Here is a 21,832-nt window from a genome sequence, read left to right on the forward strand (position 1 = left end):
CCCGTCAGAACAGGCTGCCTTGCCCCGCGGGCGGGGTCTTGGGCTTGGGCTTGGGCGCAGCGGCGGACGACCCCGACACATCAAGCACGCCATCGGCAAATTCAATCTGCAGCGCCGCCGCCCCTGCTGCCGCCGCCCGTGTCGTCATCACGGCCCCGTCGCCGCGCACCACCGCATAGCCACGGCTCAGCGTAGCCTTGTAGCCCAGCGTCTCGCGCAACCGCTCCAGCGCCGCCAGCCGATCCTGCCAGCCCCGCACCTGCCGCCCCGCCACATCCGACAACCGCGCCGAGACCTGATCCAAATCGCGCCGCTTCTGCGCAATATCGCGGTTGAGCGCATGCACATTCAGCCGCGCCGCCGTCGCCTGCAACCGCCGCCGATCCCCTTCAACCGCCCGCCGCAACAGCGCCGGGCGCAACGCCCCCGCCGTCTCTGACAGATGCACCCGCCGCACCTGCACCGACCGGATCAGCGCCGCAGGCAGGCGCTCGCCCAAGGCGTCCAGCCGTTGCCGCGGCCCATCCAGCAAGACCTCGGCCCGTGGCAAGGCCCGCGCCAGATCGCGCAACCGCTGACCGCGCAAACGCACCCCTTGGCTCAGCGCATGGCTCAGCCGCGCGCCCTGCCCCTCAACCCAGGCCAAAAGGTCCATCCGCACCGGCACCGCCAATTCCGCCGCCGCCGTCGGCGTCGGCGCGCGCTTGTCCGAGGCGAAATCAATCAGCGTGGTGTCCGTCTCATGGCCCACGGCAGAGATCAGCGGAATCGCACTTTCCGCCGCCGCGCGCACCACGATTTCCTCGTTGAACCCCCACAGATCCTCGACCGATCCACCACCGCGCGCCACGATGATCAAATCAGGGCGGGGCAGCGCGCCCCCCGGCGTCATCGCATTGAACCCCCGGATCGCCCGCGCCACCTCCGGCGCACATTTGTCACCCTGCACGGCGACGGGCCAAATCAGCACCTTGCGCGGAAACCGATCCCGCAGCCGGTGCAGAATATCGCGGATCACCGCGCCCGAGGGCGATGTGACAACCCCGATGATCTCCGGCAGATAGGGCAGCGCCTGCTTGCGCTCAGGCGCGAACAGCCCTTCCGCCGCCAGCGCCGCCTTGCGTTTTTCCAACATCGCCATCAGCGCGCCCATGCCCGCTGGCTTCATATCCTCGATGATGATCTGATAGCGCGATTGACCGGGGAAGGTGGTCAAACGGCCCGTGGCCACCACCTCCATCCCCTCTTCGGGCTGCACCGCAAGGCGCGTGGCCACACCTTTCCAGATGATCCCAGCCAACACCGCCGAATCGTCCTTGAGGTCCAGATAGATATGCCCCGACCGTGGCCGCGAAATACGGCCCAATTCGCCGCGCACCCGCACATGCGAAAACTCGCCCTCGATCATCCGTTTGATCGCCCCCGACAGATCCGAGACGGAAAACTCCGGGGCATTCCCGCCCTCTTGGGGATCGTCGATCAGATCGGACATGCGCGCGCCCCTCCTGCCTTGTGTCTGCCTGCCTGCCACCTTAGAACGCAGGCCAACCAAGGCCAAGCAGGAGTTGCCGCCATGAATATTCTCATCCTCGGATCGGGCGGGCGGGAACATGCGCTTGGCTGGGCCGTGCTGCAAAATCCCAAATGCGACCGGCTGATCGTGGCCCCCGGCAACGCGGGCATTGCAGAAATCGCCGAATGTGCCGCACTCGATATCCTCGACGGCGGCACGATTGCAGGCTTCTGCGAGGCCGAGGCGATTGATTTCGTCATCATCGGCCCCGAGGCCCCGCTTGCCGCCGGTGTCGCCGACCGCCTGCGCGAAGCGGGATTGCTGGTCTTTGGCCCCTCCGCCGCCGCCGCCCGGCTTGAGGCGTCCAAGAGCTTTACCAAAGCCATCTGCGACGCGGCAAACGCGCCCACCGCCGCCTATGCCCATTTCACCGACCTTGCCGCCGCCCGCGCCTATGTCACGGCCCAAGGGGCCCCCATCGTGGTCAAGGCCGACGGTCTGGCCGCTGGCAAAGGCGTCATCGTGGCCATGACCGAGGATGAGGCCCTCGCCGCGCTGGAGGATATGTTCGGCGGCGAATTCGGCGCTGCCGGGGCCGAAGTGGTGATCGAGGAATTCATGGACGGCGAAGAGGCCAGCTTTTTCGTCCTTTGCGACGGCGAGACGGCGCTCCCCATCGGCACCGCCCAAGATCACAAACGCGTGGGCGAGGGCGACACCGGCCCCAACACCGGCGGCATGGGGGCCTATTCCCCTGCGCCCGTGATGACCGACGCCGTGACCCAACAGGCGCTCGATCAAATCGTCCGCCCCACCTTGGCCGAAATGGCACGGCGCGGCACGCCCTACCAAGGCGTGCTCTTTGTCGGGCTGATGATCAAGGACGGCACACCGCGCCTTGTCGAATACAACTGCCGCTTTGGCGATCCCGAATGTCAGGTGCTGATGATGCGCTTGGGCGCGCAGGCGCTCGACCTGCTGCTCGCCACCGCCGAAGGACGACTGGGCGATATTTCGGTCAACTGGGCCGAAGATCACGCCCTGACGGTCGTTCTGGCCGCCCGCGGCTATCCCGGCACCTATGAAAAAGGCAGCGTCATCAAAGGGCTAGAGACCTGCCCCGAGGACAGCTTTCACATGGTCTTTCATGCAGGCACCACCCGCGCAGAGGGGCAAATCACCGCCACAGGCGGCCGCGTTCTGGCCGCCACAGCCCGTGGCACCACCCTGCAAGAGGCGGCAGAGCGCGCCTATGCCATGGTAGACCAGATCGACTGGCCCGAGGGGTTTTGCCGCCGCGACATCGGCTGGCGCGCACTCTGAACTGCGCCCTGCGTGGGGGCCAGCCCCCACACCCCCGAGGTATTTTTGGCCAGATGAACCTCAGCCGCAGGCCAGCGCCTGTGCGAACCCCTCTTGGGTGGCCATGATCCCCAAGGGCCGCGCCGTCAGGTCAGCGCCGTCAAACGCCACCGCCACAACCTCGCGAAATCCGGCATCCGCGACGATGATCTCAGGCCCTAGACCACAGTCGCGCAACCCGCCCCAGATCACCTCATCCCCGATCCGGTGATTGGTCACGCCCTTCAGGCTCGCAACCTGCGTCAAGCCCCCCGGTGCCCAACTCCAGACGCGCAGGGTCTTGCCCAGATGCGGCGTCTCGACATAGGCGATTTCGGTGATCCCGTCGCCATTCAGATCGGCAATCGCAGCAGGCGCCAGCCAGCGAAACCGTATCCCGATGTGGGGCGTGGCGGCGGATTTCACCAAGTGCCCGCGCCGCAGACTGTAAATCGCCAGCTGCGCGCCCTGCGTGGGGCTGGATTCCACAACCACCACATCAGTCTGCCCATCGCCATCGGCATCCACCAGACGCGGGGCGATATCCTCGAACACATTGCTGGGTTCCGACCCCTGCCGCAGGTCATACCGGATTTCCATTCCAGAGGCATCGCGCACCGCCAAGACACGGCGCTCGTGTATCTGCCCCATGATCCGATGCGGATAGCTGTCATCAGGGCCTTCAAAGCGCGCAGCGGCGATGCTGCCACCGCCGCTCGTCACCCAAGGTTCGGCCAGAACTGGCCCCTCAAGCAGCAGCGCCCCGAAGACCGCCGCCGCGCCGCACATCTCAGATTTGTTTTTCCGGCATCTGCACCACCAGACCATCCAGCGCCTCCGTCACCTTGAGCTGACAGGTCAGACGCGAGCGCGCCGGGTCCGGCTGATAGGCGAAATCGAGCATGTCCTCTTCCATGTCATCCTTGGCAGGCAGTTTGCCCACCCAAGCCGGATCGACATAGACATGACAGGTGGAACAGGCGCAGGCCCCGCCGCAATCGGCCTCGATGCCGGGGATATTGTTGTCGCGTGCGCCTTCCATCACGGTCAGGCCATTGGCCACCTCGACCTCGTGCCGGGTGCCATTATGCTCGATATAGGTGATTTTAGCCATGTCTGGGCTCACTCCGTTGCGTCGCTATCGCCCATCTACCTAATCGCGCCACCGGCCCGAGACCAGCCCAATTTGCGCCACCCCGGCAAAAGATTACACTACGTCTTGCCGCGCCGCGCCGCCCGCCAGCGCCCGATAAGCGAGCTATCAGGCTTGGCCTCGGGCGCAGATCCAAGCATCTCTTGCGACACACGCTCTGCCAGGATCGCAACCGCCCGCTCCGAAAGCGGCACCCACGCCCCCACCGGCTCTGGCGGATCAAAGGGCACCTGCCCGGCAAGAAACTCTTGCGCGAGTGCCGCATTGGACGCCGCGCAGCGCTCCAAAAGGTCGCGCCGCGCCTCAGGGCTCAGGATCTCTTGCGCCGCGCCGGTCTGCGCCCGCTCTGGCATCTGCGCCATGAACTGCGCCAAGAGCGGCGCAATCTCTGGCCCGCTCAGCCCCCGCGCAAGGAGGGCGGCCTTGATGTGCCGCGCAGCCTCGATCATCGCCGCAGGCGGGCTCACATTCTGCGGCGCTAGTCCCAATGCCCCCTCGGGCGGGGCCACGCCGATGATCTCCAAAAACCGCCGCACGGCAAAATCCTGTGGCTGCGACGGGTTGAGCGGCACAACGGTCATCGCCTCGCGCCCCACTTGCGCCGCCCATGCCCCCAAAAGCCGATGATAGTCCAGCGTCCCCCGCGACAGCCGCCGCTCCAGCAGGTGCTCAAAGCTGCCAGCCCAGTCGCTCCGCCCCTTCACATGCTGCTTGAAATCGCTCTCGATCCACAGATCCTGCCGCTTGAGATAGACCACCACGCGCAGCTCATAGCCCAACCGCTGCACCGCATCGCGCAACGGCACGAACCTGTCTTGACGCCAAAGGTCAAACAAAACCTCGCTGCTCAGCACCACATCGCGCCCCGAGCGCAGGAAATAGCCCAGATGCGCCGCCATCCGCGCGCTATCCTGTGCCACTCCAAAGGCCGCCAGTTGCGCCGCATTGCCCTGATTGCGCGTGCGGTCCTCGGGATGATGCTCATAGACCTGCCCCTGCGCCGCCAGCCACGTGGCACCCTCCGCCAGAAAGCTCTGGATCGTGGTCGTCGCACATTTCGGCATGCCGATATGAAAGGTGACAATGGGCATGATCGCGCCTGTGATCCGTGTTCAAAGCGTGTCAGCCCATAAAAGAGCGACATGCCCCTCTTATACCACGGGTTTGCGCGCGCAACACTGCGCACTCTTTGCAAAAATTTGGGAATAATCCTCGGCAAGCGCCGTTCTTTTGACATGGTCCTGACGCCAACGCGCCCCCGGCGGGCAGTGGAGTGAAGGCCGGAATGCAAAACTTGTAACGGAGTCCCGCCAATGAAAACCATCCTCACACTCGTCACCGCCCTCACGCTCGGCCTCACCGGCATCGCTCAGGCGGATGTGTCGAAAACGATCGGCCGCGCCAGCCAGATCAAGGTCGGCAAATCCAGCGTCATGCCCCCCGTCAGCCATCAGGGCCAATGGTGGACGCATCCCTCGGGCTGCGAATATTCGCGCACCGGGCGGCCCGGCGAAACCGTCTGGTATCTGATCATCAACACCGCCCGGCCCGGTTGCCCGGCCTATATTTCGGTGACCGGTCGCGGCGATGTTTACTAAGCCGGCACCGACAGAATCGGCGTCATATGGATCAACGTGGGGCGGTCCGCGCGCAGCGCCGCCTGCACCGCCTCTTGCAACGCCGCCACACTCTGCGGGGCCTCGGCATGGGCGCCATAGGCCCGCGCCAGCGCGCAGAAATCGGGGTTATGCGCCTTGACCGCATTGGGCGCGATCTGCGCCCGCACCATGCTGTCCTCGATCTCTTTCAGCTTGGTATTGTCCCAGACCAGAATTGGCAGGGCCAGCCCCTGCTCTACCGCCGTGCCCAGTTCCTGCACCGTATACTGAAACCCGTAATCGCCCGCGATGGCGACGGTGGGTTTGCCCCGCCGCGCCATCGCGCCGCCAATCGCCGCAGGCAGCGCATAGCCGAGCGTACCAAAGCCTGTGGGATGATGCCAATGACCGGGCCGCGCCATCGGCCAGACCTCTTTGGCGACATAGGCGAATTGCGTCATGTCGGAATAGATCATCGTGTCCTCGGGCAAGGCTGCGCGCAGGGCATCGCAAATGCTGGCAATCCCCGGCCGCTCCGCGTCGCTCTCAGCGCGCCAGCGCGCCCGCGCGGCAGCGATCTCTTCGGGCCGCCAACCGCCGCGTGACGGCAAATCCTGCGCCAAGAGCCCCCGCGCCAACGCCCCGGCCTCTGCCAAAACCCGGCGATCACCGGCCACAGCACCACCCAGAACATCCGGGTCCATATCCACCCGGATCAGCGGCGCACGATGCCCCAACTCTGCCCGCCACAGATCGTTTTGCGACAACTCGCTGCCCACCACCAGCACCAGATCGGCCTCGCCGATCACCGTCGCGCTATCAGGCCGCGCCAGATAGGCCCCGAAATCAAGCGGGGCCGCCGCCCCCATGATCCCGCGCCCGGCATAGGTGGTAAAGGTTGCCGCCCCCAACCGCGTCGCAATCTCGCGCCAGGCCTCGGCACTCTGCGCAGCCCCGCCGCCCAAGATGATCAACGGCTTGCGCGCTGCCCGCAACGCCTCGGCCACCTCTGCCACCACCTCGGTGGCGATCTCGGGCACATCCACCAATGGCAGGGCCGCAGGCGCCGCCTCGGCCATCCCTTCCAGCGTCGCAATCGGCACCTGAATATGCCGGGGCCGCCCGCGCCGCGTGGCAAATTCCACAAGCGCGCGGTCAATCAACCGATAGGCACTGGCCGCATCGCGCGCCTCAACGCTCCATTCTGTAACACAGCCCGCCGCCGCGCGCTGATCGCGCATCTGGTGCAACTGCCCCTGCTGCGCCGCGGTCTCATCCAGACAGGACGACAGCACCAGCACCGGCACACTGTCCGACCACGCCTGCCCGAGCGGCGTCAGGATATTGCACAGCCCCGGCCCGGTGATCACATAGGCCACCCCCGGCTGGCCCGTGGCCCGCGCATAGCCATCGGCCATGAACCCGGCCCCCTGCTCATGCCGCGCCAACACATGCGTGATCCCGGCCTCTTCGATCCCGCGATACATCTCTTGGTTATGCACCCCCGGAATGCCAAAAATCACCGCGACCCCGCGCGATTTCAGCATATGGCTGATCTGCGCCCCCAAAGGCGCTTGGGCGCGGAACTCTACGGATTTCTCAGCCATCTCAGGCTCCTTTTCAGATCAGGGTGTCACGGACGCCAGAACGACGGCAGGATAAGAACGATCACGGCCAGAATCTCCAACCGCCCCATCAGCATGGCAAGGATCATCAGCGCCTTGGCCGAATCCGGAAACGCAATAAGCGACCCAGTCGGCCCAACACTGGGACCAAAGGCAGGCCCCACGTTAAAAATCGCCGTCCAGGCCCCCGTGACGGATTCCATCAGCGTCAGCCCCGTCAACTCCAGCGCGACCGAGAAAAACCCGAGCGACAGAATATAGACGGTGAATAGCAGCATCACCGATTGCAGCACCTCATCCTCAACCCGCCGCCCCTCATGGCGCAGGATCATCACGCTCGACGGGTTGAAAATCCGCCGCGCCTGTTGGCCCATCGCCCGCATCATCAGCTGGTAGCGGAAAATCTTGATCGAACAGCCCGTAGACCCGGTGCAGCCGCCAATCGCCCCCACCACGATCAGCACGACAAAGGGGAATGTGCCCCAGGCGGTCACATCGCCATCGCCATAGCCGGTGCCGGTAAAAATCGAGACGATATTGAAAAGACGCAAGCGCAGGCTTTCTTCCGTAAACTGCCCGTTCATCACAAAATCATAGCCCACCACCATGGCGACGGCGTAGAAAATCCAGCGCAGATAGGTGCGCACCTGCGTATCGCGATAAAGCGGCAAAAGGTTGCCCTGCACCCCCTGCATCATCCGCACAAAAGGCAGGCTGGCCAACACCATGAACAGCACACAGGCATATTGAGGCCCACCGGGAAAGGCCGCAAACGAGCTATCCATGCTGGAAAATCCACCCGTCGACACGGTGGTCAGCGCATGCACCGTCGCGTCAAACGCCCCCATCCCAAGCGCAAGATAGGTCAGCGTGCAGGTTGCGGTCAGCAAAAGATAAATGTTCAACACACCCTTCGAGATATCGATGGTGCGCGGCAGGGCCTTGCCAAAGGTGTCGAACCCTTCGGCACGGAAAAATTGCATCCCCCCAACCCGCATTTCGGGCAGGAACACCAAGGCCACGATCACAATCCCCAGACCGCCCAGCCATTGCAAGATGCCCCGCCACAGCAAAAGCCCCTTGGGCAGGGTATCCAGCCCCTCAATCACCGTCGCGCCGGTCGTGGTCACGCCTGACATCGCTTCAAAATAGGCGTCGATGAACTCCAGATCGGTCTCGCCAAGCATGAATGGCAACGCCCCGAACAGCGGCAGCGCCACCCAGACCAGCGTGGTCAGCAAAAACGCCTGTTGGATCGTCAGCGGCTGGCCCATCGAATTCTTGCACGACAGCGCCACCAATCCGCCCGCGATGCAGGTCACGATCATGCTCTCGGCAAACACAGGCCAATGCTCGCGCCCCTCGGCAATATCCACCAAGAGCGGCAGCGCCATGGTCAGGCCCATGGCCATGACCATCAGGCCAACGAGATATCCCACGGGTCGCATGTCGAACATGGGGCGAGAGTTGGCCGTTGCCGCCGAAACTGTCAAGCTGCATCAACGCCCGCGCGACGCGCTCAGTCAGGCAGAATGTCCTCGAATACAAAGGCGGCGATATCGGCGCGCGTCAGCCCCATCGCCTCCAACTCCGAAGCGCTCAGACTTTGGAGATGCGCCACACTTGCCAGCCGTGGCCGCGCCAGCAGATAGCCATTCATTCCGGCAGCGCGCTCCACCAGAAAAAGATCCAGATCGTGCCGCCAATTGGCGGGCATGAAACGGGTCGTCAGGTCGGTATCGCCCATTTGGGTTCCCTTTCCCGGATCGGACAGGTTCCCTCCCTTGGGATAACATAGCGCGAATCCCCTCGGAAATCGCCCATCCCCACACAGCGACCGCAGAGTGTTGCTGCATTGCAGCAATCGCGCAAACCCAGCCCCACCCAGGGGCCAATTCCTTCAATGCCTCACACAATAGTTAAGTTCCGTTACAGTTAATTCGTGCATAGGTCTGCGGGGATTAACGCCTGACACATGATTTCAATGGAGAAGATATAAAATGAAACGCCAGCTTTTCGCCGCCGCAACCGTGATAGCCAGCCTCAGCGTCGCTCAGACCGCCCACGCGGCCGATTGTGCCGTCGCGGTCGAGGATCCCTTTGCCCTCGAAGCCGCCGCAATCGAAGAAATCTACGCCTGCATCAAGGACGAGATGGTTGCAAGCTACACCAAAGAGGGCGATGCCGTGGCGGGTGCCTATCGCGATTGGACCGTAACGTCGAGCCGCCCCGCCGTGGCCGGTGCCCATGGCAACCGCCTGCTTTACACCTTCGCCAATGACATCGCCGCCGAGCAATACCTGAAATATGCAGACGACGGCGTCATCATGCCCGTCGGGTCTGAGCTGGCCAAGGAAAGCATCACCATCAGCGCCAAGAAAAAAGCCGCCGTGACAGGCCCGCTCTTTATCATGACCAAGGGCGAAGCCGGCAGCGCGCCAGAGACCGCCGATTGGGTCTATGCCGGCATTCAGCCGGACGGCAAGCCGATGAAATTCAAGCAAAGCTTCTGCCATGACTGCCACGTCGCATGGGAGGCACAAGACATGATGGCCTATCCGCTGGAAGAGGTCCGGCTGGCAAACTAAGCACCCTGTCAGAAAATTGGCCCGGTCCCCGCTTGGGGGCCGGGCTTTTGTTTGCAAATCCCTCATCTCTGCGTCATTAAACCCGGATGACCCAGCAGATGCGCGCCCTTCTTGTTCACCTTTTCACCGCCACCGGCGCCGTGTTTGCCATGCTGGCGATGCTGGCGGCGGTTGATCACAAATGGGAATTGATGTTCCTGTGGCTCGTGGTGGCCTTTGCGGTGGATGGTATCGACGGTCCATTGGCACGCAAATACGATGTACAACAACACGCCCCCGAATTTGATGGCGTGCTGCTTGATCTCATCATCGACTATCTCACCTACGTCTTTATCCCAGCCTTCGCGCTCTTCAAATCAGACCTCCTGCCGGGCTGGACGGGCTGGCTTGCCATCATCGTCATTACCTTTGCCAGTGCGATGTATTTCGCCGACACACGGATGAAAACCAAGGACAATTCCTTTTCCGGCTTTCCCGGCTGCTGGAACATGCTGGTTCTGGTGCTCTTCGCGCTCGAGCCGAATTTCTGGATCATCCTCGGTCTGGTGGTGGTGCTGGCGGTGGCGATGTTCCTGCCGCTCAAATTCGTGCACCCCGTGCGCACCGAACGCTGGCGCTGGCTGACCCTGCCGATGGCCTTGGCTTGGACCTTCTTCGCAGGCTGGGCCGCGTGGGTGCATTTCGATCCCCAAAGCTGGGCACATTGGGGGCTTGTCGTTACCAGTATCTACCTGCTCTTTGCGGGCATCGTGCAACAGCTTTTGCCGCGCAAGGGCGATCTCGACCGGCTTTGACGCGCAGATCGCGGCTGGCCTTGGGCCCCCTACATCGTATCCAGACAATGCCGCCGAAACGCCCGCTTGAGCAGGTCCAATTCCTCGCGCAAGAGCGCCATTTCAGCGCGGATGTCATAGCTCAGCACATCCCCCGACAATAGCGCGAAACTGTCCAGAACCTCACCACTCCGCCGATCCCGGATAACAAAGGTCTGCACCCCATCCGCGATCTTTTCCACCGGCACCGGCACCCGCACCACCCATAGCTTTTCCTCAGGCTTGGCGGTCACCGCAACCCCCGCTACCGGCTCTTGCTGATGCGTGACCTCGATCTCGGGCGCGGCCTCGGCCTCGCCCGCCCGCGTCAAAACACCTTCCCAAACGCCTTCAAACAGGCGCGTCTTGGTCAATGTCCACTCGTTCATCGCCGCACTCCCCTATAGCGCCGCGCGCGGACGGCGACTGAACGTCACATCCCGCAACACAAGCTGGCTCATCTGCGGATTCTCGAAAATCAGGTCGATCCACGCCCGCTCCACCCGCTTTTCGTTCAGGTTGGAATAGGCCAGATCGAACTCAACCATGATTTCCTCTGCATTCAGCGGCAATTCCCGCACGATCTGTTCGGTGTTCGGCCCATGTTTGATATTGAGCCGCGCAAAAATCTCCAGCGGCTTTTCGAGTTCCACGATCGTATCCATCCGCAACAGATGCCGCTTGGTCAGCCCGTTCACCGCCTGCTGCGGGAAATCCAGCACCACCGACAGAAACGATCCGTCAAAGGCAAACACATCCATCCGCAAGCCGTAAGGCGCCAGATCCGCCTCGCGGCTGTTGCGCAATTGGCGCAAACACAGCTCCGACCGGGCGCAATCGTGAAACAGCGTCACCTCGCGGCCCAGCATAGACTTGGACCGAACCGAGGCCATGCCCGGCACAGGCAGCGGCTCGCGCCACAATTCGGGCCGCCAGGCCCAATCGGTGCCATGCGGGCGGGAAAACGAATTTGATCCGATCATCGGCAGCGCCAGCCGGTTATCGGAAATCGAGATCACCTCGTTCAGCGAATACATCAGCTTGCGCGCCCGCGCCCGCGCGCGCCGCAACTCCGCCAATCCCATCATCGGGGCATTGCGCGCAGTCTGACGCCATTTGCGCAGGCTGTGGCGATGCGTCAACACGTCCAGTAATTTCATGCAGAGCGCACCCTTGCCAATCTTCGCACGCGCGGTCGTGCCGCAATGCTACGTCCCAAATCCTTGCATAGCATTAATTCAAAAGAGGAAACAATCCATCCCAAAGATCAGGATTTCGGGCTTGCCGCCCGCATCGCCCGCGCCAAGGCTTGCAACAACGCCTGCCCGTCAGACCCAGACACGCCCTGCCCCGCAGGTCCATAAACCGCCAACCCCACCAGATGCCCGTTGATCACCAGCCCCGCGCGCCAATGCACCGGGTCACCCCCTGGCAACGCGGCATCGCCGCCCTGCATCACCTGCACCAGCGCCAGCCCCTCATCGTCCTGCGCCACCCGCACCTTGGCCGGGGCCAGGGCCCGCGCCATGGCCTGTGCATCGGGCTTTTGGGTCGACGCCGCGCGGGCCAGCACCGAAACCGTCATCACCGCTGGATCAGCATAGACGCCCCCGGTCTGGCCTAGGCTCACACAGCTGGCCATCAGCGCAAAACTGCCCGACGCCCCGCGCCGCACACTCGCGGCATCCACACAATAGCCACGGGGGCCCGTGACCACCACATCACCGTCATAAAACGCCACCGCCGCCATGGCCTGCGGCTTTTTCTCCACAGGCACGGCCAGACAGCCCGCAAGGGCCATCATCCCCAGCCCCAGCAGGGTCCGGAACGCATGCGCCCGGACCCTACCTTGCTCAGAGGTCCATATAGACATGCCGCTCGAACGCTGCGCCGGGATGGGTCACAGCCCCTTTATAGGTCTCGCCCACCAATTGCGCATATTTCCACAGCGCCCCGCTGGTATAGATCGTCTCGCGCGGCCCGCCCCAAGCGTCCTTGCGCTTGGCCAGTTCCTCGTCGCTGAGATCAACCGACAATTCCCCCTTGATCGCGTCAATCGTGATCATGTCGCCCGTGGCAATCAAGGCAATCGGGCCACCATGCGCGGCCTCTGGCCCAACATGGCCCACACAGAACCCGCGTGTCGCCCCAGAGAACCGCCCGTCGGTGATCAGCGCCACCTTCTTGCCCATGCCCTGACCGCTCAGCGCCGCTGTGGTTGATAGCATCTCGCGCATGCCGGGGCCGCCTGCCGGGCCTTCATTGCGGATGACGATCACCTCGCCCTCTTTATAGGCGCGCGCTTTGACGGCCTCGAATGCGTCTTCTTCACATTCAAACACCCGCGCCGGGCCGGTAAAGACCTGATGCTCGGGCGCAATGCCCGCCACTTTCACAATCGCGCCGGTCGGGGCCAGATTGCCCTTGAGACCGACAACGCCCCCCGTCTTGGTGATCGGCGTTTCAATCGGATAGATGACCTTGCCATCGGCTTCGCGCTCGATCAGGTCCAGCTCCTCGCCGATGCTGCGCCCGCTCGCGGTGATGCAATCCTCATGAATCAGACCGGCCTTGCGCAATTCCTTCATCACAACCGGGATACCACCGGCATCATAAAGGTCTTTGGCCACATAGGCCCCGCCCGGTTTCAGATCGACGAAATAGGGCGTGTCGCGGAAGATATCGCAGACATCTTCGAGAAAGAAATCAATCCCCGCCTCATGCGCAATCGCAGGCAGGTGCAGACCGGCATTGGTGCTGCCGCCGGTGCAGGCCACAACCCGCGCCGCATTCTGCAACGACTTGAGCGTTACGACGTCCCGCGCCCGGATGTTGCGCTCCAAAAGATGCATCACCGCACGACCAGACGCCTCGGCATATTGATCGCGGCTTTCATAGGGCGCGGGCATCCCCGAGGAATTCATCAACGCCAGACCAATCGCCTCAGAGACACAGGCCATGGTGTTGGCGGTGAATTGCCCGCCACAGGCCCCCGCCGATGGGCAGGCCACCCGCTCCAGCATATCCAGCGCCTTGTCGGACATTTCGTTGTTCTGATGCCGCCCCACCGCCTCGAACATGTCCTGCACGGTCAGGTCGCGGCTGCGGAAATCCGCCGGAATTTCCTCGACCTGCGGGGCCTTGCCCGGCAGGATCGACCCGCCATAAATGAACACCGACGGCACGTTCAACCGCACCATCGCCATCATCATTCCGGGCAGGGATTTGTCACAACCCGCCAAACCAACCAGCGCGTCATAGCAATGTCCGCGCATGGTCAATTCCACCGTATCGGCAATCGCCTCCCGGCTCGCAAGGCTCGACCGCATGCCCTCATGCCCCATCGCAATCCCGTCCGTGACCGTGATCGTAGTGAACTCACGCGGGCTGCCATGCGCCTCTTTCACGCCACCCTTGACCGCCTGCGCCTGACGGTTCAGCGCGATGTTGCAGGGGGCTGCTTCGTTCCAGCAGGTCGCCACGCCCACGAGCGGCTGATGAATCTCCGTCTCAGTCATGCCCATGGCATAGTAATAGGACCGATGCGGCGCGCGCTCGGGCCCTTCGGTCACGTGACGGCTGGGCAGTTTGGCTTTGTCGAACTTGGTCATGAGGGGCCTCCCGAAATTTGCTGAAATCGGTCTAGGCCAGCGACGCGACGGGGGCAAGCCGATTGCAACCCCTCAGCCCTGCCTATAGCGTGCGCCCATGAGATATGACGCCCATGAAATCCTTGTCGGCCCCGCCCGCAGCACCGCCCATCCCGCCCGCCTGCTGGCGGGCATTGCGCTTGGCGTGCCGGTCTTCGTGGCGCTCAGCTTTGGCTATGCCGCGCTGCTCCCCATTCTCTTTGGCCCCGAGGCTTGGGCGCAAATCGCACCGGGAATCGAGACCGCCTCAAACCCCCAAGGCGTGCTGATCAACCTCTTCGTCTTCGGCCTCTTGATCGTGGCGCTTGGCCTGACCCTGCGCATCATCCACCGCCGCAGCCTCTGGAGCATTATCGGCCCCCGCGCCCTAGCCATCCGCCAATTCGCCCGCGCGATGGGCGTCATGTTGCTGCTCTACGGTGCCCTCCTCTTTTTGCCGATGCCCGAAGGGATGGACCCCGTTGCCAATCTCACCCCGGCGCATTGGCTCATGCTCCTGCCGCTCGCGCTCACCGGCCTCTTCCTTCAGGTCTTTGCCGAAGAACTGGTGTTTCGCGGCTATTTGCAAAGCCAGCTTGCCGCGCGCTTTGCATCGCCTCTTGTATGGATGGTGCTGCCCTCCCTCAGCTTTGCCATTCTGCATTACGATCCCGTCAGCTTTGGCGCCAACGCCTGGGTCGTCGTCGCCTGGGCCGCCACCTTTGGCCTTGCCGCCGCAGACCTGACCGCCCGCGCCGGCACGCTTGGCCCCGCCACAGCGCTGCATTTCGTCAACAATTTCAGTGCCATCATGATCGCGGCCCCGCGCGGGCAATTCGACGGGCTGGCGCTCTACGCCTACCCCTTCACCCTCGACAATGCCGAGGCCCTCTGGGCCATGATGCCGCTCGACCTGCTGATCCTCGTCTGCGGCTGGCTCGCCATTCGCCTCAGCTTGCGCCGCTGATTGCATTTCACCCGCGCCCCGCTTATGTGAGGGCGCAATCGTCACCAGAGGGACCTGACCCGATGAACTGGATCACCAATTACGTGCGCCCGCGGATCAACTCGATCTTCTCGCGCCGCGAAATCCCCGAAAACCTCTGGACCAAATGCGACGAATGCGGAACCATGCTGTTCCACCGCGAACTCTCGGACAATCTCAACGTCTGCACCAACTGCGGCCACCACATGGGCATCACCCCGCGCGCCCGCTTCGTGGGGCTGTTTGACGGCGGCATCTTCTCCGAGGTGGACGTGCCCGCCCCTACCCCCGACCCGCTGCATTTCCGCGACCAAAAGAAATACCCCGACCGCCTGCGCGCCGCCCAAAAGGCCACCGGCGAGAAAGAGGCGATGCTCGTCGCCACCGGCGAAATGGGCCGCACGCCCATCGTCGCCGCCGCACAGGATTTCAGCTTCATGGCCGGGTCCATGGGCATGTATGTGGGCAATGCCATCATCGCCGCCGCCGAAACAGCCGTTAAGCTCAAGCGCCCGCTCATCCTCTTTTCCGCCGCCGGTGGCGCGCGCATGCAAGAGGGGATTCTCAGCCTCATGCAAATGCCCCGCACCACCGTCGCCGTGCAGATGCTGAAAGAGGCGAACCTGCCCTATATCGTCGTGCTGACCCACCCCACCACCGGCGGCGTCACCGCATCCTATGCGATGCTGGGCGATGTCCAGATTGCCGAACCGGGCGCGCTCATCTGCTTTGCCGGGCCGCGCGTCATCGAACAAACCATCCGCGAGAAACTGCCCGAGGGCTTTCAGCGCGCCGAATACCTGCTGGATCACGGCATGCTCGACCGCGTGACCCCCCGCACCCAATTGCGCGACGAGTTGATCACAATCACCCGCATGCTCATGGGCCTGCCCCCCGCGATCAAGGGCGACCTGCCCGCGCCCACGCCCGATGCCAAACCGCAGGACGCCACCCAGAAATGACCGCTCCCACATCTGACGCCATCCTTGCCCGGATGATGGCGCTGCACCCCAAGATCATCGACCTCACGCTCGATCGCGTCTGGCGTTTGCTCGATGCTTTGGGCAATCCCCAGAACGATTTGCCGCCCGTGATCCATATCGCAGGCACCAATGGCAAAGGCAGCACTCAGGCGATGATCCGTGCCGGTCTCGAGGCGGCGGGCAAGACCGTGCATGCCTATACCTCACCGCACCTTGCGCGCTTTCACGAACGCATCCGCCTTGCCGGCAACTTGATCACCGAAGAGCACCTGACTGCCGTCTTGGATGAATGCTACGCCGCCAATGGCAGCGATGCGATCACCTATTTCGAGATCACCACCTGCGCCGCCCTTCTCGCCATGGCCCGAACACCCGCCGACTATACCTTGCTTGAGGTGGGTCTTGGCGGGCGGCTTGACGCCACCAATGTGATCGACCAACCGGCGCTCACCGTGATCACGCCCATTTCCATCGACCACGAACAATATCTGGGCGACACGCTGGCCAAAATCGCTGGCGAAAAGGCCGGGATCATCAAGCGCCGCGTGCCCTGCGTTGTCGGCCCGCAACCGGATGAGGCTCTGGAGGTGATCGAGGCCGTCGCCGCCCGCCACGGCGCGCCTCTCTTGGCCCACGGCCAGCACTGGCACGTCACCCAAGAACGCGGCCGCCTGATCTATCAGGACGAAACTGGCTTGCTTGATCTGCCCCTGCCCAATCTTCCCGGCGCGCATCAAATCGAGAATGCCGGTGCCGCCCTTGCGGCCCTGCGCCATTTGACCATGGACGATGCCGCCTTTGAGGCCGCCGTTACGCGTGCGTTCTGGCCTGCCCGCATGCAACGCCTGCAAACCGGCCCGCTGACCGATGCCGCCCCGCACGCCGAGGTGTGGCTGGACGGGGGCCATAACCCCGCCGCCGGGCAGGCGCTCGCCCGGCATCTGGCCAGCCTGCCTGCACGCCCGACCTATCTGATCTGCGGCATGCTCAACACCAAGGACATCGCGGGCTATCTCACACCGCTGGCCGCCCATGCCACCGCCCTCACCGCCCTGTCCATTCCCGGCGAGGCCAACACCCTACCCGCCGAAGTAACGGCAGAGGCCGCCCGCGCCGCAGGCCTTCCCGCCAACACCGCCGATACCGCCCTTGCCGCTGTCACCGACATCGTGAAAATCTGCCCCGAGGCGCGAATTTTGATCTGCGGGTCGCTCTATCTCGCTGGCGGAATTCTGCGCGAGAACGGCTAGGCGCTTTTTGGCAAAGCGGAACGAACCAGACACACGCAAAAAGCTTACAAAATCCATGTAACAACCTTACAGATTGTAAGGTCACCGCCTCCCTGCGACGCCGCGACAGAAATCGGCGCATTTAACGGCTTTTCGGGCCGTTTTGGGCTATTTCCGAATCACCCCATATTGACGAAATCGTGAAATTCAGACTAGATATAGGCAATAAAAACCGGCTTTCGTGCCTGCCGGGCTGCATAATCACCAAGGGGGGAAGCGCCGTGCACTATCACGTCACTGGCCAAGCGGCGCTAGGCTATGGCCGCTGCCCATCCCGGACCAGCCTTTCCCAATGTATTGATTTTAGTGAGGTTTTCATATGTTGCGTGCGACACTGATCGCGGCGGGTTTTGTCGCCATCACCCTTGCGCTGATCCTCATTCAACCCGGAAAACCGCGCACTTTGGCGGACCTGCCCCCCGTGACCGACAGCGATGTCACCCGCGCAGCGCCAGACCTCTCAACGCTCGCCGCGCCCGCCTTGGCCCCTGAGCCATTGGTAAACGGCACAACCGTTGCCACGCGTCCGGCGCTACCAGACCCCACACCCACCCCCGCTGCCGCACCTCAGGCTTCCATGCCGGTTGGGCCAGCGCTTGAATCCATGGTGCTTGGGGCCCTGCAACAAGGCCAGTCCGAAACCTACATTGACGCGCTCGTGAATGATGCCGCGAAGAAGGGCAAGGTCGAGGTTCCCCAGGGTCTTGTGACCGCCGAAGGCCGGGTTGATACGGCCCTCCTGCTCAGCGCCCTGTCACAGCCCGCCCGCCCTCGCGTGCCAAATAGCTACACCGTGGCCACAGGCGACAGTCTCGCCTCTATCGCCTATCGTTTTTATGGTGATTTCGGGCGGCAGGCTGATATCCTCGCCGCCAACGCAGACACAATGCAACCGACTGATCGCTTGCGCGTGGGTCAGGTTCTCAACCTTCCAACACCCTGATCTTACAGGGTTTCACAGTTACGATGGCAGGAATGATCGAGGGGCCGAACCAACGGCCCCCTTTCATTTTTAGGCGCTCAGTTTATCCGCGGCCATCCTTTGGCGATCCCATCACCACATAAGACGTGATTGCATTGACCTGCGGCAAGGTGCCCAGAACATCGGTGTGAAACCGTTTGTAGGCCACCAGATCCGCCACTTCGACCCGCAGGATATACTCCACCGCACCGGTGATGTTGTGACATTCCACCACCTCGGGTGCCCGGCCCATTGCCTGCTCAAACGCCACCTGACTGGCCTTGGTATGGCTGTTCAAACCGACCGTGACATAGGCCAGAAATCCGATGCCAAGCGCGCCCCGATCCAGCACGGCACGATAGCCTGCAATCACCCCGCGCCGCTCCAGGTCTTGCACCCGCCGCAAGCAGGCCGAAGCCGATAACCCCACCCGCTCGGCCAGCTCCAGATTGCTGATCCGACCATCGCGCGTTAACTCTTGCAATATACGTTCACTGATTTTGTCCATGGCCGAATTATATTGCATGTTTTGATTACCATCACAACGAAACGCAATTCCATGCCTGCTGTTATCGCATAGGATTGCGGCTATGACACTCGATTTGCTCACCGCCCTCGCCACTTTCGCCTTTGTCACGGTCATGACACCGGGACCGAACAATCTCATGCTCATGGCATCGGGGACAAACTTCGGTTTTTCCCGCTCAATTCCCCATATGTTGGGGGTCGGTTTGGGCTTTCCGCTAATGGTGGCCTTTGTGGGCCTTGGCGTGATGCAAGTCTTTGACCTATGGCCGCTCAGCTACACCCTGCTCAAGATCGGTTCTGTCGCCTATCTCGTCTATCTGGCGTGGAAAATCGCCAACGCCGCCCCGCCCCGCGATGCAGAAGCGTCTGGTAAGCCATTGACTTTCCTACAATCTGCGGCGTTTCAATGGGTCAATCCAAAGGCGTGGAGCATGGCTCTTTCGGCCATCACCCTCTATGCTACTGGCCGTGATCTGGCCTCGGTTCTCTGGGTGGCAGGGGTATATGTTGCGGTATCCATGGTCAGCACCACAAGCTGGACCCTGCTCGGCCAACAACTCCGCCGCCTCCTCAAGAACCAAACTCGCTTACGCATCTTCAATTGGATCATGGCCAGCCTACTGATCGCAACCCTTATCCCCGTCCTTTGGCCCACCTGACCGGGTTGTGATTGCAAATCACCGCTCTTGCAGCCATATAACGCCACGGCAACCGTGGAGACAGCATTGCGATGACCAACTACCTCGATTTCGAAAAGCCGCTGGCCGAGATTGAAGGCAAGGCCGAAGAGCTGCGCGCCATTGCGCGCGGAAATGCCGAAATGAACGTCGAGGCAGAGGCTGCAGCACTGGATGCGAAGGCTGCCGAAATGTTGCGCGATCTTTATAAGACTTTGACTCCATGGCGAAAATGTCAGGTGGCCCGTCACCCTGACCGCCCGCATTGCCGCGATTATGTCGAGGCGCTGTTTTCCGATTACACCCCGCTGGCCGGCGACCGCGCCTTTGGCGAGGATCACGCGGTCATGGGTGGTCTTGCCCGGCTCAACGGAAATCCCGTGATGGTGATCGGCCATGAGAAAGGCAATGATACCAAAAGCCGGATCGCCCGTAATTTCGGCATGGCCCGCCCCGAGGGCTATCGCAAGGCCGTCCGCCTGATGCAGATGGCCGACCGTTTCGGCCTTCCGGTTGTCACGCTGGTGGACACCCCTGGCGCCTACCCCGGCAAAGGGGCAGAGGAACGCGGCCAAAGCGAAGCGATTGCCCGCGCCACTGAAACCTGCCTTGCCATCGGTGTGCCGTTGGTCAGTGTGATCATCGGTGAGGGTGGATCAGGCGGTGCCGTGGCCTTTGCCTCGGCCAACCGTGTGGCGATGCTGGAACATTCCGTTTATTCCGTCATCTCCCCCGAGGGTTGCGCCTCAATCTTGTGGAAAGATTCCGAGAAAATGCGCGAGGCTGCCGAAGCACTCCGCCTGACGGCACAGGATCTGACACGACTGGGCGTCGCGGATCGGGTGATTGACGAACCGTTGGGCGGCGCGCATCGCGATCCCGCCCGCACCATCGCCGCCGTGGGTAAAACGATCGAAGCCATGCTCAGCGAGTTGGCGAAAAAGGATCGCGCCGCCCTTATAAAGGATCGGCGCGAAAAATTCCTGCGAATGGGAACCAAAGGGCTCGCGGCCTGAGCCGCGAGCACTGATCTATTCTCAAGCGGCGTCGCGCCGATTGGCCTTGAGCCGTGCATTAACGGTGTCAACGATCCCAGAAAATTCTGCGCAATCAAGCCCTTGCTGATCGGCAATCAGCTTGACCAGCATATCCACGCGCTCGATCCGGTCTGCCCCACCTTCAATCGCACGCGCGGCTGAGGACGGCTTGAGCAAGCCATTGGCAGCACTTGCATATTTGGTAAAGGGCACGGCGTCGTCCGCCTCTGCACCCAAGCGGCGCACAACCTCGTCGACCGTGCTATAGATCTTTTCCGACAGCGCCACGTCACCATGCACCGCCTCTTTGATCGGCCGCGCCCCTTCGGGCAGCACGCAGCGATAATTGCCCGTAAGAAGCATGCTCCACTTGGCAAAAGGCACATAGATCGAGTCGAACACGCGCAGCTTGACCGGCACATCTTTGCCTTCAACCGTCACCGCATCAATCGCCGCCTCAAGGTCGCGCAAGATGCGGTTATGGGCTTCATCCTCAAAAATCGCGGCTTTAAAATTGGTGGGCAATCCAACATGCAGGGTGTTGGCACCATCCTCTGCGACGCGGTAGGCCTGCGGATCCGGGCTGCAAAGTGTCACAGTGCCCGGTTTGAACGCAGCCCATGCCCGCGGGCAGGTATAAGCGGCCTCAAGTTTCGAGGTATCCAGCCCCGGCACCCGACGCAAATAGGGCAGCGGCGGCATGTTCATGATCGACAGGCACGGCGTGCCCGCAGCCGCGATCCGGCCCAACAGATCAACGATATTGTCAGCACAATACTGCGGTTCTGACATGGCAAGCGCCACCATATCATAATCGGCAGGATTCACATCCTCAGGCGTCAAGGCATTCAATTTGCCCGGAAGGTCGTGGGAGCGGAACGAACGGTGCTCTGCCTCATCTCGCAGCTTGATACGCACATCCGTGCCCTCTGAATTGATGAGGTCAGCGGTGGACTGACGACAGACGAGCGTCACATCCTGCCCGGCCATCAAGAGCTTGGTGCCAAGCAAAGAGCCATAAGAGGCCCCTAGGATAACGATACGATATGCCATGATAGTCCTTTCGAAAGAATCTTGCGCGTGTAGGTGATGAATTTACTATACAGGAGCCCC

At 62.5% G+C, this 21,832-nt stretch carries 23 protein-coding genes; 10 read left to right on the forward strand and 13 right to left on the reverse strand.

The features are described from left to right. Positions 1 to 4: 4 nt before the first annotated feature. Positions 5 to 1,492: an exodeoxyribonuclease VII large subunit gene (gene xseA / locus GC127_RS21905; protein WP_151979564.1), complete on the reverse strand. Its 1,488-nt coding sequence runs from the start codon at positions 1,490 to 1,492 to the stop codon at positions 5 to 7. 81 nt (positions 1,493 to 1,573) lie between these two features. Here xseA and purD point away from each other — a divergent pair, with 81 nt between their 5' ends. Further along, positions 1,574 to 2,836 (forward strand): phosphoribosylamine--glycine ligase, encoded by a 1,263-nt coding sequence (gene purD, locus GC127_RS21910; RefSeq protein ID WP_151979565.1) that lies wholly within the window; start codon positions 1,574 to 1,576, stop codon positions 2,834 to 2,836. Positions 2,837 to 2,896: 60 nt separating this feature from the next. On the opposite strand, the gene GC127_RS21915 is transcribed toward purD, so the two are convergent. From GC127_RS21915 to GC127_RS21925, 3 genes are all read right to left on the reverse strand, one after another. Then, a complete protein-coding gene (locus tag GC127_RS21915) occupies positions 2,897 to 3,643 on the reverse strand; it encodes a VCBS repeat-containing protein (RefSeq protein WP_151979566.1) in 747 nt (248 codons plus the stop codon). A gap of 1 nt (position 3,644) precedes the next feature. Then, the gene (locus GC127_RS21920) at positions 3,645 to 3,968 is read right to left on the reverse strand and encodes a 2Fe-2S iron-sulfur cluster-binding protein (RefSeq protein ID WP_008280476.1); all 324 of its coding nucleotides are present in this window, start codon (positions 3,966 to 3,968) and stop codon (positions 3,645 to 3,647) included. 98 nt (positions 3,969 to 4,066) lie between these two features. Then, complete coding sequence (locus GC127_RS21925) at positions 4,067 to 5,098, reverse strand: hypothetical protein (protein WP_151979567.1); 1,032 nt, start codon at positions 5,096 to 5,098, stop codon at positions 4,067 to 4,069. A gap of 222 nt (positions 5,099 to 5,320) precedes the next feature. On the opposite strand from GC127_RS21925, the gene GC127_RS21930 reads away from it, so the two are divergent. Further along, positions 5,321 to 5,605, forward strand: coding sequence for a hypothetical protein (locus GC127_RS21930; protein ID WP_008280478.1), 285 nt, complete (start codon positions 5,321 to 5,323; stop codon positions 5,603 to 5,605). Here GC127_RS21930 and GC127_RS21935 read toward each other — a convergent pair. From GC127_RS21935 to GC127_RS21945, 3 genes are all read right to left on the reverse strand, one after another. After that, entirely contained in the window at positions 5,602 to 7,212 is a 1,611-nt protein-coding gene (locus GC127_RS21935; protein WP_151979568.1) for a thiamine pyrophosphate-binding protein, read from the reverse strand. The genes GC127_RS21930 and GC127_RS21935 overlap by 4 nt on opposite strands. Before the next feature lie 26 nt (positions 7,213 to 7,238). Continuing rightward, the gene (locus tag GC127_RS21940; protein ID WP_151979569.1) at positions 7,239 to 8,687 is read right to left on the reverse strand and encodes a TrkH family potassium uptake protein; all 1,449 of its coding nucleotides are present in this window, start codon (positions 8,685 to 8,687) and stop codon (positions 7,239 to 7,241) included. A gap of 62 nt (positions 8,688 to 8,749) precedes the next feature. After that, positions 8,750 to 8,977: a hypothetical protein gene (locus tag GC127_RS21945; protein ID WP_008280481.1), complete on the reverse strand. Its 228-nt coding sequence runs from the start codon at positions 8,975 to 8,977 to the stop codon at positions 8,750 to 8,752. A 253-nt stretch (positions 8,978 to 9,230) separates the two neighbouring features. On the opposite strand from GC127_RS21945, the gene GC127_RS21950 reads away from it, so the two are divergent. Together GC127_RS21950 and GC127_RS21955 are read left to right on the forward strand one after the other, a co-directional pair. Continuing rightward, positions 9,231 to 9,818, forward strand: coding sequence for a cytochrome P460 family protein (locus GC127_RS21950; RefSeq protein WP_151979570.1), 588 nt, complete (start codon positions 9,231 to 9,233; stop codon positions 9,816 to 9,818). A gap of 86 nt (positions 9,819 to 9,904) precedes the next feature. Beyond that, positions 9,905 to 10,612: a phosphatidylcholine/phosphatidylserine synthase gene (locus tag GC127_RS21955; RefSeq protein WP_008280483.1), complete on the forward strand. Its 708-nt coding sequence runs from the start codon at positions 9,905 to 9,907 to the stop codon at positions 10,610 to 10,612. Between the two features lie 29 nt (positions 10,613 to 10,641). On the opposite strand, the gene GC127_RS21960 is transcribed toward GC127_RS21955, so the two are convergent. The 4 genes from GC127_RS21960 to ilvD form a co-directional block, all read right to left on the reverse strand. Then, positions 10,642 to 11,019, reverse strand: coding sequence for a hypothetical protein (locus GC127_RS21960; RefSeq protein ID WP_008280484.1), 378 nt, complete (start codon positions 11,017 to 11,019; stop codon positions 10,642 to 10,644). Between the two features lie 12 nt (positions 11,020 to 11,031). Further along, positions 11,032 to 11,790: a DUF6478 family protein gene (locus tag GC127_RS21965; RefSeq protein WP_008280485.1), complete on the reverse strand. Its 759-nt coding sequence runs from the start codon at positions 11,788 to 11,790 to the stop codon at positions 11,032 to 11,034. Between the two features lie 107 nt (positions 11,791 to 11,897). Then, positions 11,898 to 12,434 (reverse strand): hypothetical protein, encoded by a 537-nt coding sequence (locus tag GC127_RS21970; protein WP_081506629.1) that lies wholly within the window; start codon positions 12,432 to 12,434, stop codon positions 11,898 to 11,900. Between the two features lie 49 nt (positions 12,435 to 12,483). Beyond that, on the reverse strand, positions 12,484 to 14,241 hold the full coding sequence (gene ilvD / locus GC127_RS21975) for a dihydroxy-acid dehydratase (RefSeq protein ID WP_008280487.1): 1,758 nt from the start codon (positions 14,239 to 14,241) through the stop codon (positions 12,484 to 12,486). 97 nt (positions 14,242 to 14,338) lie between these two features. On the opposite strand from ilvD, the gene GC127_RS21980 reads away from it, so the two are divergent. The 4 genes from GC127_RS21980 to GC127_RS21995 all read left to right on the forward strand — a co-directional run bounded on the left by GC127_RS21980 (position 14,339) and on the right by GC127_RS21995 (position 18,459). Beyond that, on the forward strand, positions 14,339 to 15,226 hold the full coding sequence (locus GC127_RS21980) for a CPBP family intramembrane glutamic endopeptidase (RefSeq protein ID WP_008280488.1): 888 nt from the start codon (positions 14,339 to 14,341) through the stop codon (positions 15,224 to 15,226). Between the two features lie 62 nt (positions 15,227 to 15,288). Continuing rightward, the gene (accD, locus tag GC127_RS21985) at positions 15,289 to 16,206 is read left to right on the forward strand and encodes an acetyl-CoA carboxylase, carboxyltransferase subunit beta (protein ID WP_081506630.1); all 918 of its coding nucleotides are present in this window, start codon (positions 15,289 to 15,291) and stop codon (positions 16,204 to 16,206) included. After that, a complete protein-coding gene (locus GC127_RS21990) occupies positions 16,203 to 17,477 on the forward strand; it encodes a folylpolyglutamate synthase/dihydrofolate synthase family protein (protein WP_151979571.1) in 1,275 nt (424 codons plus the stop codon). The genes accD and GC127_RS21990 overlap by 4 nt, the downstream gene beginning before the upstream one ends. A 358-nt stretch (positions 17,478 to 17,835) precedes the next feature. Beyond that, positions 17,836 to 18,459 carry a LysM peptidoglycan-binding domain-containing protein gene (locus GC127_RS21995; RefSeq protein WP_151979572.1) on the forward strand — a complete coding sequence of 208 codons (624 nt, stop codon included), beginning with the start codon at positions 17,836 to 17,838 and terminating at the stop codon, positions 18,457 to 18,459. 82 nt (positions 18,460 to 18,541) lie between these two features. On the opposite strand, the gene GC127_RS22000 is transcribed toward GC127_RS21995, so the two are convergent. Then, entirely contained in the window at positions 18,542 to 18,985 is a 444-nt protein-coding gene (locus tag GC127_RS22000; RefSeq protein ID WP_037297527.1) for an Lrp/AsnC family transcriptional regulator, read from the reverse strand. An 82-nt stretch (positions 18,986 to 19,067) separates the two neighbouring features. On the opposite strand from GC127_RS22000, the gene GC127_RS22005 reads away from it, so the two are divergent. Next, positions 19,068 to 19,664, forward strand: coding sequence for a LysE family translocator (locus tag GC127_RS22005; protein WP_008280493.1), 597 nt, complete (start codon positions 19,068 to 19,070; stop codon positions 19,662 to 19,664). A 71-nt stretch (positions 19,665 to 19,735) separates the two neighbouring features. After that, entirely contained in the window at positions 19,736 to 20,698 is a 963-nt protein-coding gene (locus GC127_RS22010; RefSeq protein WP_008280494.1) for an acetyl-CoA carboxylase carboxyltransferase subunit alpha, read from the forward strand. A gap of 21 nt (positions 20,699 to 20,719) precedes the next feature. Here the strand turns inward: GC127_RS22010 and GC127_RS22015 are convergent, their stop codons facing one another. Next, positions 20,720 to 21,772: a ketopantoate reductase family protein gene (locus tag GC127_RS22015; RefSeq protein WP_081506634.1), complete on the reverse strand. Its 1,053-nt coding sequence runs from the start codon at positions 21,770 to 21,772 to the stop codon at positions 20,720 to 20,722. Positions 21,773 to 21,832: the final 60 nt, after the last annotated feature.

Source organism: Roseovarius sp. EC-HK134, from assembly GCF_902498815.1.
Classification (GTDB): domain Bacteria; phylum Pseudomonadota; class Alphaproteobacteria; order Rhodobacterales; family Rhodobacteraceae; genus Roseovarius; species Roseovarius mucosus_A.